General features: G+C 44.9%; 10 protein-coding genes. 5 read left to right on the top strand and 5 right to left on the bottom strand.

Translation table 11 applies throughout. The annotated features are described in order from the left end of the window. Positions 1-48 precede the first annotated feature (48 nt). Complete coding sequence (gene ald, locus H8K55_RS05115; RefSeq protein WP_186941007.1) at positions 49-1,164, top strand: alanine dehydrogenase; 1,116 nt, start codon at positions 49-51, stop codon at positions 1,162-1,164. 416 nt (positions 1,165-1,580) lie between these two features. Here the strand turns inward: ald and H8K55_RS05120 are convergent, their stop codons facing one another. The 4 genes from H8K55_RS05120 to H8K55_RS05135 all read right to left on the bottom strand — a co-directional run bounded on the left by H8K55_RS05120 (position 1,581) and on the right by H8K55_RS05135 (position 7,378). Continuing rightward, positions 1,581-4,685: a TonB-dependent receptor gene (locus H8K55_RS05120; protein WP_186941008.1), complete on the bottom strand. Its 3,105-nt coding sequence runs from the start codon at positions 4,683-4,685 to the stop codon at positions 1,581-1,583. Between the two features lie 625 nt (positions 4,686-5,310). Beyond that, positions 5,311-5,943 (bottom strand): head GIN domain-containing protein, encoded by a 633-nt coding sequence (locus H8K55_RS05125; protein ID WP_186941009.1) that lies wholly within the window; start codon positions 5,941-5,943, stop codon positions 5,311-5,313. 225 nt (positions 5,944-6,168) lie between these two features. Beyond that, positions 6,169-6,591 carry a hypothetical protein gene (locus H8K55_RS05130; RefSeq protein WP_186941010.1) on the bottom strand — a complete coding sequence of 141 codons (423 nt, stop codon included), beginning with the start codon at positions 6,589-6,591 and terminating at the stop codon, positions 6,169-6,171. Positions 6,592-6,964: 373 nt separating this feature from the next. Next, the gene (locus H8K55_RS05135; RefSeq protein WP_186941011.1) at positions 6,965-7,378 is read right to left on the bottom strand and encodes a hypothetical protein; all 414 of its coding nucleotides are present in this window, start codon (positions 7,376-7,378) and stop codon (positions 6,965-6,967) included. A 400-nt stretch (positions 7,379-7,778) separates the two neighbouring features. Between H8K55_RS05135 and H8K55_RS05140 the strand changes: the two genes are divergently transcribed. The 3 genes from H8K55_RS05140 to H8K55_RS05150 all read left to right on the top strand — a co-directional run bounded on the left by H8K55_RS05140 (position 7,779) and on the right by H8K55_RS05150 (position 12,441). Next, positions 7,779-8,255, top strand: a complete 477-nt coding sequence (locus tag H8K55_RS05140; RefSeq protein ID WP_186941012.1) for an Hsp20 family protein — start codon at positions 7,779-7,781, stop codon at positions 8,253-8,255. 199 nt (positions 8,256-8,454) lie between these two features. Beyond that, on the top strand, positions 8,455-9,897 hold the full coding sequence (locus tag H8K55_RS05145; RefSeq protein WP_329604997.1) for a M64 family metallopeptidase: 1,443 nt from the start codon (positions 8,455-8,457) through the stop codon (positions 9,895-9,897). Positions 9,898-10,377: 480 nt separating this feature from the next. After that, entirely contained in the window at positions 10,378-12,441 is a 2,064-nt protein-coding gene (locus H8K55_RS05150; protein ID WP_186941013.1) for a S41 family peptidase, read from the top strand. Between the two features lie 386 nt (positions 12,442-12,827). Here H8K55_RS05150 and H8K55_RS05155 read toward each other — a convergent pair whose 3' ends face one another. Next, on the bottom strand, positions 12,828-13,742 hold the full coding sequence (locus tag H8K55_RS05155) for a LysR family transcriptional regulator (protein ID WP_186941014.1): 915 nt from the start codon (positions 13,740-13,742) through the stop codon (positions 12,828-12,830). Between the two features lie 183 nt (positions 13,743-13,925). Between H8K55_RS05155 and hmgA the strand changes: the two genes are divergently transcribed. Further along, entirely contained in the window at positions 13,926-15,221 is a 1,296-nt protein-coding gene (gene hmgA, locus H8K55_RS05160; protein ID WP_186941015.1) for a homogentisate 1,2-dioxygenase, read from the top strand. Positions 15,222-15,228 lie beyond the last annotated feature (7 nt).

Below are 15,228 nucleotides of genomic sequence, written 5' to 3' on the forward strand. Positions count from 1 at the left end.
TCAGCCGAAATTTCCAGGCGCAATTTCTAAGTTAATGAAAGAGACATCATGATCGTAGGCGTACCTAAAGAAATTAAGAACCACGAATACCGCGTGGGCATGACCCCCTCCTCTGTGCGTGAATTGACTTCACGTGGACATCAAGTGTTGGTGGAAAAAAATGCGGGCACAGAGATTGGTCTAAGCGATGAACAATACACAGCTGTCGGTGCAGAATTAGTTGAAACAGCGAAAGAAATTTTTGAACGTGCGGAAATGATCGTCAAAGTCAAAGAACCGCAGCCAGTGGAATGCGCAATGCTGCGTCCAGGCCAAATTCTGTACACCTATCTGCACCTCGCACCTGATCCTGAGCAAACTGCAGCCTTGGTGAAATCCGGTGCGATCTGCATCGCCTACGAAACCATCACGGGCGCGAATGGCGGCTTGCCTCTATTAGCACCGATGAGTGAAGTCGCGGGTCGTATGTCCATCCAAGCTGGCGCTGCACATTTGGAAAAATCCAAAGGTGGCATGGGCTTGTTATTAGGCGGCGTTCCGGGCGTCGCACCAGCGCATATCGTCATTATCGGCGCTGGCGTAGTCGGCACGAATGCCATGCAAATGGCAGTCGGAACTGGTGCGCGCGTCACTGTTTTGGATAAGAGTGTCGATCGCTTGCGTCAATTAGATCTCGTGTATGGCAATCGTATTTCTACGGTGTATTCCAATGCGCAATCCATCGAAGAAGCCGTGTTGTCTGCTGATTTAGTCATCGGTGGCGTCTTAGTGCCGGGTGCAGCAGCGCCTAAGTTGGTCAGTCGTGACTTGATTTCACGTATGAAAAAAGGCGCAGTGGTAGTTGATGTGGCGATTGATCAGGGCGGTTGCTTTGAAACCTCGCATGCCACTACACACGCAGAACCTACTTATGTCGTCGACGGTGTGATTCACTACTGTGTCGCCAATATGCCAGGTGCGGTCGCCCGTACCTCCACATTCGCGTTAAATAATGCCACAGTCGGTCATGCAGTAGCATTGGCAAGTAAAGGCTGGAAACAAGCTTTACTAGACGATGCTCACCTGCGTAATGGTTTAAACGTATGTGAAGGTAAAGTCACTTATGAAGCCGTCGCACGTGATCTGGGTTATGACTATGTACCTGCGAACAATGTCTTGAATTAAAAGACGCGATCCGCATGACCCCACGCTAGCGCAATCCTGTAAAGTTTCAACACAAAAAAATGCCGGAAAATTATCCGGCATTTTTATTTCACGCATGTCTTTTTGAATAAACCAATCTCTAGGTCGTGTTGACATTGCATTTAGGCATGCGAATGTGCGGAAATGGACACTGGGCTAGACGCAAGCTGCGCGGTAGTGCGAGCACTATAAACAGATTGCAACAACACCATGCGCTCAATTCAGCCATTCCCGAAGGGATCATGATAAAACGCACGATGGACAGCGTTGCATCTCTTGCTGGGATGCCCAGCCGTAGCAAGAGATGCGCCTTGCCATCCTGCGTTTTGAATCGAAAAGTAAAGTCCTCTTTTAGATTCCCTTAATTTTCGTTTAGTTTTAATTTATTTTTAGCTGATTCAAAACTTCTTGTTGTACTCCATGGTTAAACGCACTGAGCGCGGTGCAGCTAAAGCGGTCGGGGCACGATAGTTAGGATTGACCAGATTCGTACCGGAGTTATAGGTTTCATTGATGGTCAAAATTGTTTGGCGATTCATTAAATTAAAGACATCTGCCCTAAATGCAAAGCCAGCCAAAATCGCAGGACGATACGTGATACTCATATCGAGACGTATGTCCGTCGGCAAATTCCCCAAAGTTCCACGTGGCGCTGGTGTGTTGAGTGGTTTTGCATTATTTGGGTTACCACAATAGAAGAAATTGCCTGCATAACCACCGGTGAACGTAGGATGATTACCCAAACAATTAATCGGGCGTCCTGTCGCTATCGATAAATTCGCACCAGCATTCCATTCTGATGTCACGTCATAAAAACCGTATGCCTTCAATGCATGCGTGCGATTATTCGGCAATAGACCTGTCGCGTTCTCAGCTAACTGTGGCAGATCCCAGGTCGTTGTTGCGCCTGGATTAATCTGTGCGTTTTCTGAACGGGTCTGACCTTCCGTATTACCGTAGCTGCGTGACCATGTATAACTGACTTTGCCATACCAACCATTCGAGTAAGCATGTTCGAGGAATGCATCAATCGCAGAATATTTACGCTCAGCCTTTGGCAAGCCCAGCATCTCTTTGGTAAATACTGCACGCACATAATTCTTACGTGCTAGCGCTGGATCAGCATCATACAAATCAAGCCAGAATGCGTTGTCTTCACCTGGGTTAATGAATGTACAGCCACGTGCTCGCATTTTAGATGTGTCATATTGTGGATTCGCAGCTTTCCAGCGAGCGATAATCCCCGCATCACAGTAGTCATCTAAAGTCGAACGTAACACACGATATGTACCTTTCAAACCATAGTTAATATTGGAGCTATACGCTTTTTCAAAACCTAAAGTCATTTCGTCCTGATAGTTCGGTTTCAAATCAATTGCCGCTAAGACTTTCGCATCTTTAGGAAAATTGTATTCATTATTCGCAGAGAAAACCGGGGCGATTGCGGTCAATCCGGTCGGTGCACCATTTGCATCCAAACCCGTATAAGTAAATGCCTGGGTCGTGTTCAAAGAGCGTGATGGTGCGCGTACTGAAATACTAGTTGGCACTTGTAGATAATAACGACCTGCAGTACTAAAAACTTTGAACGAAGAGTCACCATTGACATTCCAAGCCGCTCCCAAACGAGGTGCGAGTTGTTTTTTCATATCGAGGAAAGCATCACCTTCGCTATTGATGTTTTTGTAGGTTTCATCACGCAAGCCAAAAGACAATAAGAGATTCTTGGTGGCTTGCCAGCGGTCTTCAATATACATCGCCGTTTGTTCAGAAGCGATTTTGGTCGCGCTGGTAAAAATCCCCTGCGTTACGTAGTAACCGGCTTTAGCAATCTCACCCGCATTTGGTGTTAAGGCAACTGCGACTTTTTGATCAGATCCGGATAATACCGAGGCAACAGTAGGATTCAATTGTTTTTGGAAAGACCAACTGCCACCGCCAACACGGAAGAACCCTGCCAGAGAATCTAAACGGTTACGATCAGCACCAACACGCAAAGTATGATCACCCAGCTTATATTCCAAATCCAAACGCAAGGATTTCACGGTATCCTCTGCACCCAGTGGCAGAACATTTGCCGCTCCCAATGGCTGATTATTGTTATACGTCAAACCTGGATAACGTGTAGTCGTCACAGATGTAACGCCTGGAATTGCTGACTTCATGTCATATACATCGTAACCATCGAAGTTATTTTCATGCGGTGACTTCAATTCACCATACAACGCAGTGAAAGTCAGATCATCATTGATATTTGCAATGTATTTTAAAGTTGTGGCTTTCGAACCAACGCCGGTGTTGTTGGCCGGATCATTCCGATAATGCTGACCAGAATTCACTGTCGTACCATGCACATTGCTTGCATAGTCATAACCGTAGAAATATGCATCACGCTTTGCATCGTCATAGATGTAAGCCAACTCAAGACGATTTGCGTCATTCACATTCCAGTCAAACTTCGCTAACAAGCGATTGGTGGTGTCTGTATATTCGCCATAACCCCATTTTGCCAAGGCTGCGGGTGTTTCCGCTGCACTACGTGCGACACGATCCTGATTCACCACACCTTGCTCTGCAGAGATAAACATAAATAATTTATCTTCCACAATTGGCCCCCCCACATATGCTCCCATACGACGCTCAGCACGTGTGTTATCAGAACGCTTGAGATAAATTTTGCCATCTGTTGCGGCATTTTCTGTCGCGCCAGTTGTACTGTAATAGTAATCCTTGTACTTGCTAGTCAGTTGTTTTGGGGTATAACTTAACTGCGCACCTGTTTCCCATTTATTCGTCCCGCTCTTGGTGGTAATGTTAACCACACCGCCAATTGAGCGACCAAATTCCGCACCAAAGCCCCCAGTCAGAATCTGCGCCGTTGCAATCGCACCAAAAGGCAATTCAGACGAACCTAAGCCAGTCAGCGCATTGGTCACAGGGAAGCCATTGATATAATATGAATTCTCGGAAGGACCACTACCGCCCATCGCAGCGCCAAGATAGCGCGGATCAGCTGGTGCGGTATTCGGAGCTAACTGAATAATCGAAGTCAAATTCGGTGCAATCGGCAATTTTCCCAATTCTCGTGAACTAAAGTTGGTGCCATTATTGGTATTGGACACGTCAATCTTCGTCCTTTGTCCCATCACCTGAACTGATTGAATTGCCTGCGTATTAGTGAAATCGGCCTCAGCACCTTGTCCCGGTGTAACCTCCACCTCATTACTTTTCACCGCCTGCTCACCTTTCAGCAATTCAACTTTATAGCGGCCAGCGGGTAATGCGGTAATCTGATAGCGGCCAGACGCATCTGGAACGGCTTTACGCTGCAAATTAGTATCGATATTTTTGACGACAATGGTATGCCCAGTTACATCAACCCGACCAAAAATCGTGCCGCTAGCATTCGATTGCGCCATCACTGGCGCGACCATGGAAACTGAAATTGACGCAGTCGCAAAAGCGATTGAAAGTGCTCGCACTATTACGGTTTTTTTAAACATATTTCCATCCTCTACGTGGGTGTAAAAAGCCAAGCATCTGAAATATTAGAATCACCTATTCAGGCATACCAGCCATTAAATTTAAATTGCACTACTATTCCAAAAATAAAGCCTTAGACATAAATAGGACTTACGCAAAACAGACGCTAGCGTCGTTGCAGTCGCCTCGTCGTACAATTTACTGTCTTCGGCGACTCGCCTAGCTAGCGCAATTTTAGGTAAGTCTTAATAAATTGCATCAATAATGAAAAATATCTTTCATTTAACTTGGTATAAAACCAGTTAATGCGGCATAGGTCAATACCACTTCGCAGGACGAAAATCGACTGCGCAATGAACCTATATCATTTAGAATCAACGAGTTAATACAAACATCGAAGAAAATTTTCCACAAAACAAAGACAAACCTTCCTTTACATTTGTCGTAAAAAAACAAATTTTGATGCTTTTTACATTAAAACTATTCGACAACTCGTTTGATCAATACGATTGAGTGTCGCTCAATCATCTCAACAGCAACCTTAAGTCTCACAGATTTAAAATCGGTGAAACGTTTGTTTATCGAAGCGCAAACAAAAATGCCGACAATATCATTGCCGGCATTGTGCACATTTACATCAAATGACTATTTTCCGGCGCTGACACCGCCTATACCTTCCACGGTTTTGTTAATTGATTTTGGATTACCAAAATAATTCAACGAGCCAATCCCCTGCACATTCGCCTTCAGTTTTTCTGTTGCTGTCACTTCGACCGAGCCTATACCCTCAACTGTAGCATCGACATTCTCAGCAACCAGACCTTTAGCGTCCACAAAACCCACACCCTGCGCGCGCAATCTAAAATCACGCACCTTGCCGCTCATTTTTAACAAACCCACGCCTTCGTAGTTCAATTCGAAACGATCACCAGTAATCTTGCTGACGGTAGTTAGACCTGCGCCTTCCATTTTGAACTTGCTTAAGGTTGGCATCGTCACGATCACTTTTAAATCATCTGAAATACGAATATTCTTTTTTTCTTTGTAGCTGATCAGTAATTCATCGCCAGCGATATCGGTAATGATTTTGTCCATGTACTTGTCGTCGCCCTTGACCGTGATGGAATGCGTGCTACCCACAACAACTTCAACCGATAATGCACCTTGTGTGCGAATGGTGGAAAACGGAGAAACTTTACGAACCTGCTCACCAGCTGCGGCGAGAGAACTAGCTAATACTAAACCAAGGGTGAGGCCTGATATCCAAACTTTGCGCATGATGAGCTCCAGAAAAAACTATCGAAAGATAAAACATCAAATGATGTGATGACGGATGCTAGTGTGCCTGTTTATTTTTGTTTTGTGTAAAGCAAAAGACAAAACGACAGAAATGTGGAACAGAATGCGAAAAAGACTGATGGGATGCAAAGGACGCCTACCAATACAAAAACGGCGCACTGGGCGCCGTTTTTTCCTTCTAAACCCGTGAAGCTAGTTTAAGTATTATTTTGCAGATGCGACTGAAGCTGCTGCGGATGCTGCCGCAGGTGTTGCAGGTGCTTTAGTAGTCATCGCTTTCGCATGCTTTTTCGTATGCTTTTCAGCATGTTGAGTCACATGTTTTTCGTGCATGGCTGGCTTCATTTCAGTCTTCACTTCGGTCTTCGCTTCCGCTTTCACTGCGGTCGCCACTGCTGGTGCACTCGCAACTTTTGCTGCTGGCGCTGGCGCTGGTGCTGGCGCTGGCGCTGAAGTTGGCGCTGCTGGAGCTGGAGTACTAGCAACTGCGGTTGTTGGAGCCGCTGCTGTCGCCACTGGGCTTGCCTTTGCAGGTGTGCTTGTTGTGCTTGGAGCTTGTTCTGCGTTTGCAAACGCTGCGCCTAAAGAAAGAGTAGCTGCAACGAGTGACAATGTAAGCTTGTTCATGTTAAATCCTTTATGGTTTCGATTGAGTAAACTAAGTTTTTTGTTGCATTTTTTGTTGCTTGATTTCTTGCATCGTTTTGCATTTTTCGCTGCACTTGCTTGGCATCTTCTAATCATCTGCTAAACACTTGCTGCGTACTTCAATAACGCGGCCATTCAATTTGCTGTTGACACATATTGGAAATTTTTTCGATTTTTTTGAACTAAATTTCGCAAATATTTTTCTAATAATTTTTTCGACTCAACAAAAATTTAAAAAAATTTCTGACTAATTTTCTCCATCATTATTTTTTGTGAAAAATGAAAAACGGCGCAAAATAATGCGCCGTTTTCTTGATTCATCGCAATGATGATTTGCTGCTGTTTACTTCAATTATTTCTTCGTTGCGGGCACGGCAGCTTCTACTTTTTCAGTTGCCTTCTCTACTGCTTTTTCAGTGTGTTTCTTCACTGATTTTTCAACATGCTTTGTTGGTGCTGTCGCCGCCTTCATGTCTGCACTTGCCGCTGCTTTTGCCGCTGCAGGAACACTAGCTGCACTACTCGCCACTGCCGCAGCAGATGGGGCGCTGCTGACCTTCGCTGCTGCACTTGCTACTGGGGCAGATGCGTGTGTTGATGCCGCTGTTGCCGCTACTGCTTTCGGTGCTGCCACTGCGCTAGCAGCTGTCGCTGAAGCAGAAGCGATTGTCGCTTTAGCGCTGGCTACTGGAGTTTGATTACTAGCTGCGAAAGCTGCGCTCATGGACAATGTCGTAGCGATGATAGTGAGAGCGATTTTTTTCATGATATTTTTCCTGTTCGATTCTAAGTAAATGAAGTGTGAATTTAGTTCCGGTCTTGCTTGTGTTCTGTGTTGCTATTGCGCAGTGCTTGCTGCGTACTCCCATAACGGGCTCGCATTTTTTTCTGTTGACACACATTGAAAATATTTTTTTCACTTGGAAAATAAATCATGAGAAAAAATTAGATTTAATATTTTTTCACAATTGCCATTCACTCTAAACGCATTCATCTATGAACAAAAGCTAGCGGAAATGGGGTTGATTTTTATGCTTTCAAGCCCAAAAAAAATTTAAATTTTCTCTCTTGAAAAGCCCTTTTGCTAGCTACATATCGGTATCAGCAGATGCTCAAGTGAGGTCTGCCAATTAACTTATCGCTTACTTTTTTAAAGGATACTTATCATGCGTAATTTCGACTTTTCTCCACTCTATCGTTCTGCAATTGGCTTTGATCGCCTCGCGCATTTATTCAATGAAGCGCAACGCACTGAAGCAACCCCAAGTTACCCACCATACAATATCGAACTGGTCAACGAAGACCAGTACCGTATCAGCATGGCGGTAGCGGGCTTTGATCGTACTGAGATTGAAATCGAGAGCGAGCGTGATGTATTAAAGGTAGTCGGCCGCAAAACAAAACCTGAGCTGCAAGGTACATTCCTACACCGTGGAATCGCCTCACGCGATTTTGAGCACAACTTCCGTCTGGCGGATCATGTCAAAGTGGTTGGCGCCAAAATGGATAACGGCTTATTGAACATAGAATTGCAACGTGAAATACCTGAAGCACACAAACCACGTCGCATCCTGATTGATGGCGAAACACTACGCACTGTTAGCGCGCAAGATCAAGTACATAGTCAGCTGCAAGCAGCATAAAGCACTTAGCCCTCCTTCGTTAATATAGATTCCCCTCCTCGCGTGACTGGAAACAGTCACGCTTTTTTTTGCGCTAAGTTTGCTGTGTTTTCCACGCCAACTTTCACATCGCTCCTGCACAATTAATTTTGCTGTAACCGCCTACAGGCTCTGTTACCATTTCAATCATGCTTAAAATAATTGAAATTGGAGGAAGCAAATGCCTTACTTGAAATCTTCACTCATCGCCAGCGTGCTGAGTATGGCTGTGAGCTTGAGTCAAATCAGCGTGGCACAACAGATGACGACGCCAGCAAAGCCAGCAACACCAGCAACAGTGCGCGTCGATATTCTGCATAGCGGAAACGCAAAAACTGAACACTATGCCTTAGAGCGTGTAGTCATCGAGCCACTACCCTGGCCCGGTCAATTGAAGAAAAATATCGATACCAGCAATCGTGGCAATCAATTATTTGAAGTACGCGACAAAGCCACTGGCGAACTGTTGTACTCACGTGGGTATTCAACCGTATTTGCTGAATGGCAAAGCACAGCCGAAGCGGGAAAAATTGACAAAGGCTTTGAAGAGTCTTTACGCTTTCCCAAGCCACAACATGCGGTGAACATACGGGTTCTGAAACGTGATCAGCACATGCAATTTCAAACTGTCTGGAGCATAGATCTCGATACCGATGCACCGGATGTGGTTAGGAAACACCAAGCAACGACACTCAAACCTATCCCCATTCACATCAGTGGTAATTCAGCGGACAAAGTCGATCTCTTGATTATTGGCGATGGTTACACAGCGAAAGAATTAAATAAATTTGCGGCCGACGCCAAACGCATGAGTCAGTATTTATTTACCGTATCGCCGTTCAAAGAACGTGCTACCGATTTTAATATCTGGGGCTTGGTGGCGCCGACTAAAGAATCCGGCGTGTCACGTCCATCCACGGGACAATTTCATGCTTCACATACTGGGGCCAGCTACGATATTTTTGGTAGCGAACGCTATGTTCTTACTTTAGACAATCGCGCTTTACGCGAATTTGCGCAGAATGCGCCTTACGAATTCATAGAAATCTTAGTCAATAACAAAACCTACGGTGGCGGTGGCATCTTTGGTCAATTCTCGACTGCCGCTGCAGGCAATAATTGGGCGAACTATCTATTCGTGCATGAATTCGGCCATCACTTTGCCGGATTGGCAGATGAATACTACACCTCGCCAGTGGCTTATCAGACTGGCGCAGAAATCACGCAAGAGCCTTGGGAGCCGAATGTCACTGCCTTGAAGGATACAAGCAAACTCAAATGGAAACAGCATGTCTCTGCGGGTGCCAACTTACCGACTACATGGCCGAAAGAACGCTACGAAGAAGCATCACGCGCGTATCAAAAAGTTCGGGCAGATTTACGTAAAAATAATCGACCAGAATCAGAAATGAGTGCTTTATTCAAGAAGGATCTGGTCGAATCAAGCCAGCTGTTTTCTAAAGACCCAAATTTTCATAGCATAGGCGCTTTCGAAGGTGCGAACTATGAAGCGAAAGGCTATTACCGTTCGCAAATGCAGTGTTTGATGTTTGATCGCAGCGAGAAATTCTGTCGCGTTTGTCAGGATGGGATTACGACAATCATCGATTTGTATTCGAAATAATGACAAAATTCATGTGATCAAAATAATACATCTGTGTCTGAGCAGTTTTTCTCATCGACATCAAATCGGGCGTTAAATTAATTTTTTTACTTAAATTAATAATACGCAATTAAATTACCAACGAGCAACTGGTATTACTGATATTGCCTATGGGAATTGCTTTTCTCTTTCCATCATGTAGTTAAAATACTAACTCACATTCAATTTCAGTCTGACGAGCCTTTATTTGTCGAAAAATCGAACAGCATAGTAAATATTGCCGACAATAAAGTGGTACAGACAACTGTGATTTGTAGCAAAAAAAACCAAAAATACAAAGGATTATTTAATTACTTTTTATATCGACTTTGAGGGTTGACTTATCAAATGGTAAATATGATACTTTGCGCGCTTGTTATTTGATACTCAAGCGATCCTAGTTTATATCCACAACAAAAATGAAGGTGCCAACTCGGCATCTTAGGCAAACGGAGTTAATTCATGAAAATTCATAACGTCTTGCGTTTGGCGATACTCGGTGCATCCATCTGCGCTGGTCTCGCACATGCAGAATACCGCGTCAACTACCTTGCGAACACAAGGCCTTTGATCAAGTTCAACGAACTCACTCAACCACAAAAACTCGTACTTGCGGAACAAGCGCAATTGGTACTGCGTGATCTGTATGTTAATCGCTACCAAAAAAATGAGTATTATGGCACTGGCCCTACTTCTGGACATCTGGATCCAGCTTTAGCGGCACAAGACATTCTGAACAAAGTGAAAGCCGGCAACCTCAGTACGACCGATTTACATAAAAGTTTGAGTCAAGCATTTGTTTCACAGCGCGATTTGCATTTGAACTATAACTTCCCACTGCCTTACGCAACTTTCGAAACGTTTATTCCATTCGAATTTACGCGCACAGCATCGGCTGCTGACCAAAATGAAGTGCGCATTAGCCGCCACTTCAGTTCTTTTTACTACAACACCTTCTACCAAGGCATCAGAAAGCCAGCGATTGGCGATCAAGTCTTAGAATATGACGGCCTGCCAATCAAACAAGCCGTGCAAAATGCTATCGTTAACGGCAACGGTGCTAATCTGTACGCAGGTTTTTCTCGTGCATTGCAATACATGACCTACACATGGCAAGGTTCTGCAACGCCACCAACCAAAGACACGATTACACTCAAACTGAAAGCCGCTTCCAATGGTGAAGAATATAGCATCACACTGCCATGGCTGAGTTTTTACGATGATGCGGATCTCCCTCCGACGATTAATCAAGCAACAGCAAAAGTTGCAAAAACGGGCGCGGCACTGAAAGCTAGCATCAGCAAAGCACTCAATCTCAGTAACGAGCCAATTCAAGAACGTTACAATCGTTTTGTGGCAAGAAATTCTACTGATGTCGTTGGCGCAATCACAAAAAACTCCACTGCTGAATCTAGTATCAAGTGGGCAGTTGTGAATCGTGGCAGCAAGAAAGTTGGGTATCTGAGCATCGGTACATTTGCACCAGCAAGCAACGAATATGACACTTCTTTGAGCATCATCACTGGCTTATTGCGTAATCAATTAGCAGCGACAGATGCATTGGTCATCGACGTTCGTAATAATGGCGGTGGTTTTATTTCTTACGCCGACATGTTGCCTGAGTTATTCATTCCTGGAAAAGCAAGTGTTAATGCCGCTCGCTTATTGAATACTTCTTTGAATTTCAACTTCTTGAACCAAGAAATTTTCCAATTCTACTGGCCAGAATGGGTACAAGTCATTACCAACGCACAAAAAACAAAAGATCGTTACAGTAAAACTGAAGTATTTACTTCTGCAGCTGATGCAAATTACTTTGGACAAATGTACTACAAACCAGTCGGCGTTTTAGCAAATGCACGTAGCTTCTCCGCAACTGATTTGTTCACATGTGCAATGCGTGACAATGCTGCTGCAACAATTTACGGTGAAGATCCTAAGACTGGTGCTGGTGGCGCAAATGTTATTCAACATTCTTTCTTCGCCGATTATGGTTCTGCACCATTCCAAGCCTTGCCTGGTGGCGTGACTATGCGCGTATCTTGGCGTCAAAGTATTCGTAGTGGCTTAGCGGCTGGTACGATGATTGAAGATCAAGGTTGTAACGCTGACGTACAAGTTCCACGTACTCTGGCAGATTTGAGCAATGGCGATCAAACTCAATTTGACAAAATTGCAGATGACCTCTTGGCAAAAACCCCAAGCAAATCTTACTATCGCAATTTGACTGATGGCAGTTTTATTCCTGTAGGCGATACGATCACTTCGTCCTCGAATACAGTGAATTTGAATTTGCAAGTAGCAAATACAGATCTCGTTAAAGTCTATGTTGACAATGTCTTGGCTTCAGTACAAACCGTTCGTGCTGGCGCTAATCCAGTCGCAGTTGCTTTAAGTACTAACATCGCAAATGGTTCGCATCAAATTTCTATCGTTGGTACGACCAATGCTCACGCACCATTGTGGAACACCAAGCGTTTTGTCGATGTATCAGCATCATGCGTCTCATCTTGTCTCAAACGTTAATTGAACAAGCATCTTTGATGCTCAATTAATCACCTAGAAATCGTTGGCGCCAATTCTGTGCGCCAGCGATTTTTAACATCGGCCCGACATAGCCTATCGCGCTTCACAAGCATCACTAATCACAGTATGCTTGATTCCATTGTCCTGATGGAATTCAAATTCCCCCTCGTGCCTCAAATCGGTCACTTGCCATCGCATGACGTCCTGCCCAAACTAAAATCCATCTTCGACAAAATGATTAAGCCTATCTCACTCTAAATCACCGCATGCTCATCACAAACATCAATTCGACTCGCAATGGGCGCTAGAGTCTGTGCATTTATTGCATAACGGACTTCCTATTTGACCTCGTAGCAACTTATGCAAAGATCTCTTTGCGGGTCTATCTAGCGTTTACTGTCGGAAAAACACTCAACCAATAAATTGCGCAGCCACTGATTGCCCTCATCTTGTGCAAAACGCCGATGCCAAAAAATATTCGTTTGCAGCGTCGGCAATTTGATGGGTGGCTTGCTATAACTCAATCGAAACGGCGCAGCTGCGCTGGCAGCAAGTTTTTGCGGTACGATGACCACCAGATTGGTGCTACTAACAATATATGGTACCGACGAAAAATGTGGCACGGTAAAGCTATTGCTGGCAGTGATCCCAACCTTTTCCAAGCTTTGATTGATCTTGTCGTAGGGATTTTCACGCGTCGATACGATCAAATGTTCAGCACTCAAAAATTCCTTGCTCGACGTGCCTTCACGCATAAGCGGATGATCTTGCCGATACATACAAACATAGTCTTGCCGAAATAAGCGACGATGATAGAGCGCATCGGAAACCTGATCAAACGCACCTAAGCTTAAGTCTATGCGCCCGGTTTCCATTTCTGCCATCAAATCAACATTATTTGCGCGCACTGTTGCGATCTGCACTTGTGGTGCAAATCGTCGGCATTGCTCTACCAAGATAGGCATAAAATACATTTCACCAACATCGGTCATCGCAATCATGAATTGACGCTGACTGCTGGCTGCGTCAAATGATGCGTGTTGATTTAATGCCTTCGTAATGTGACTAAGTGCTGCGGCAACAGGATCGGCTAGTTGCTGGGCTAAAGGTGTTGGCTGCATACCCTGCGACGTGCGCACAAATAATTCGTCATCCAAAGCCTTACGCAAACGTGCAAGCGCATTGCTCACCGCGGGTTGCGATAAATTGAGCTTGCGCGCAACACTGGAAATTTGCCGCTCTTGAAACACTTCCTGAAATATCACCAGCAAGTTCAAGTCTATATCTTTAGCTTCTATCATTTTCGCCCCGCAAGGATTGCACCATTATTGATTTCATGAATGATCTACATTTTAGTATTTCTATCGCAAGAAGGACAGGTTTGCACTACATTAGCGAATATCACAAGAGTCTGCGCCCCACTTTTGGTGGAATGCGCTACCAATTTCTAGACCAATTGAGTTTAGTCTCACTATGGAAAGACAATGAATACACATTACATGACTGGTTTCGCGAATGAATTTGCGACCGAGGCATTACCTGGTGCCTTGCCGCATAATCAAAATTCGCCGCAAAAATGCGCCTATGGTTTATATGCCGAACAAATTTCCGGTACGGCATTTACTGCACCTCGCCATACGAATCGTCGTTCATGGACTTACCGCATTCGCCCAGCGGCGATGCACCAGCCATTTACGCAAATTGAGAATGGCTCGATGACCAATGATTTTGCGCAAGTGCCAAGTAGCCCAAATCAACTACGCTGGGATCCGCAAGCTATGCCTGCGACGCCAACCGATTTTATTGAAGGTTGGTTGACCATGGCGGGCAATGGTTCTGCCGACGCGCAAACCGGCTGTGCAATCCATTTATACGCGGCCAATCGCGACATGACGGATAAATTTTTCTACAACGCCGATGCCGAATTACTCATCATTCCGCAGCAAGGCCGTTTGCACATTAAAACGGAAATGGGTTTGATCGATATTGAACCGCAAGAAATCGCGGTCATCCCGCGCGGCATCCGTTTTCAAGTCAGCTTACCGGATGGCGACGCACGTGGTTATGTCTGTGAAAATTTTGGTGTCATGTTAAAGCTGCCAGATCTCGGTGTGATCGGATCGAATGGTCTCGCTAATCCACGCGATTTTCTGACACCAACAGCTTGGTATGAAGATCGCGAAGGCGATTTCGAATTAGTCGCTAAATTCAGTGGCAATTTATGGCGTGCGAAAATCGGCCACTCTCCACTCGACGTGGTTGCCTGGCATGGCAACATGGCACCGTACAAATACGATTTGCGTCACTTTAATACGATAGGCTCAATTAGTTATGATCATCCAGATCCGTCGATCTTTTTGGTCTTGCAATCGCCTAGCAATACACCAGGTGTGGATACGATAGACTTTGTGATTTTCCCACCACGTTGGTTGGCCGCCGAAAACACTTTCCGCCCACCTTGGTTCCATCGCAATATTGCCAGTGAATTTATGGGTTTGATTCACGGTCAATACGACGCGAAATCAACAGGTTTCCGTCCGGGTGGTGCAAGCTTACATAACTGCATGAGCGGTCATGGTCCAGATGCGCCGACCTTTGAAAAGGCCAGTAATATGGATACCAGCACACCACATAAAGTCGATGACACGATGGCGTTTATGATAGAAACCTGTACTATCCTTAAACCAAGTCGTGCAGCGATGAGTTCCCCGCAATTGCAAGCGGACTATTTCCAATGCTGGCAAGGAATTAAGAAGAATTTTAATCCTTCACAAAAATAAATCATTC

Source organism: Affinundibacterium flavidum (genome assembly GCF_014284175.1).
Lineage (GTDB): Bacteria > Pseudomonadota > Gammaproteobacteria > Burkholderiales > Burkholderiaceae_D > Undibacterium > Undibacterium flavidum.

Bases quoted from the DNA above. Each gene is read 5' to 3' on its own strand.
- ald (WP_186941007.1), top strand. From the start codon at position 49: ATGATCGTAGGCGTACCTAAAGAAATTAAGAACCACGAATACCGCGTG.
- H8K55_RS05120 (WP_186941008.1), bottom strand. From the start codon at position 4,685: ATGTTTAAAAAAACCGTAATAGTGCGAGCACTTTCAATCGCTTTTGCG.
- H8K55_RS05125 (WP_186941009.1), bottom strand. From the start codon at position 5,943: ATGCGCAAAGTTTGGATATCAGGCCTCACCCTTGGTTTAGTATTAGCT.
- H8K55_RS05130 (WP_186941010.1), bottom strand. From the start codon at position 6,591: ATGAACAAGCTTACATTGTCACTCGTTGCAGCTACTCTTTCTTTAGGC.
- H8K55_RS05135 (WP_186941011.1), bottom strand. From the start codon at position 7,378: ATGAAAAAAATCGCTCTCACTATCATCGCTACGACATTGTCCATGAGC.
- H8K55_RS05140 (WP_186941012.1), top strand. From the start codon at position 7,779: ATGCGTAATTTCGACTTTTCTCCACTCTATCGTTCTGCAATTGGCTTT.
- H8K55_RS05145 (WP_329604997.1), top strand. From the start codon at position 8,455: ATGCCTTACTTGAAATCTTCACTCATCGCCAGCGTGCTGAGTATGGCT.
- H8K55_RS05150 (WP_186941013.1), top strand. From the start codon at position 10,378: ATGAAAATTCATAACGTCTTGCGTTTGGCGATACTCGGTGCATCCATC.
- H8K55_RS05155 (WP_186941014.1), bottom strand. From the start codon at position 13,742: ATGATAGAAGCTAAAGATATAGACTTGAACTTGCTGGTGATATTTCAG.
- hmgA (WP_186941015.1), top strand. From the start codon at position 13,926: ATGAATACACATTACATGACTGGTTTCGCGAATGAATTTGCGACCGAG.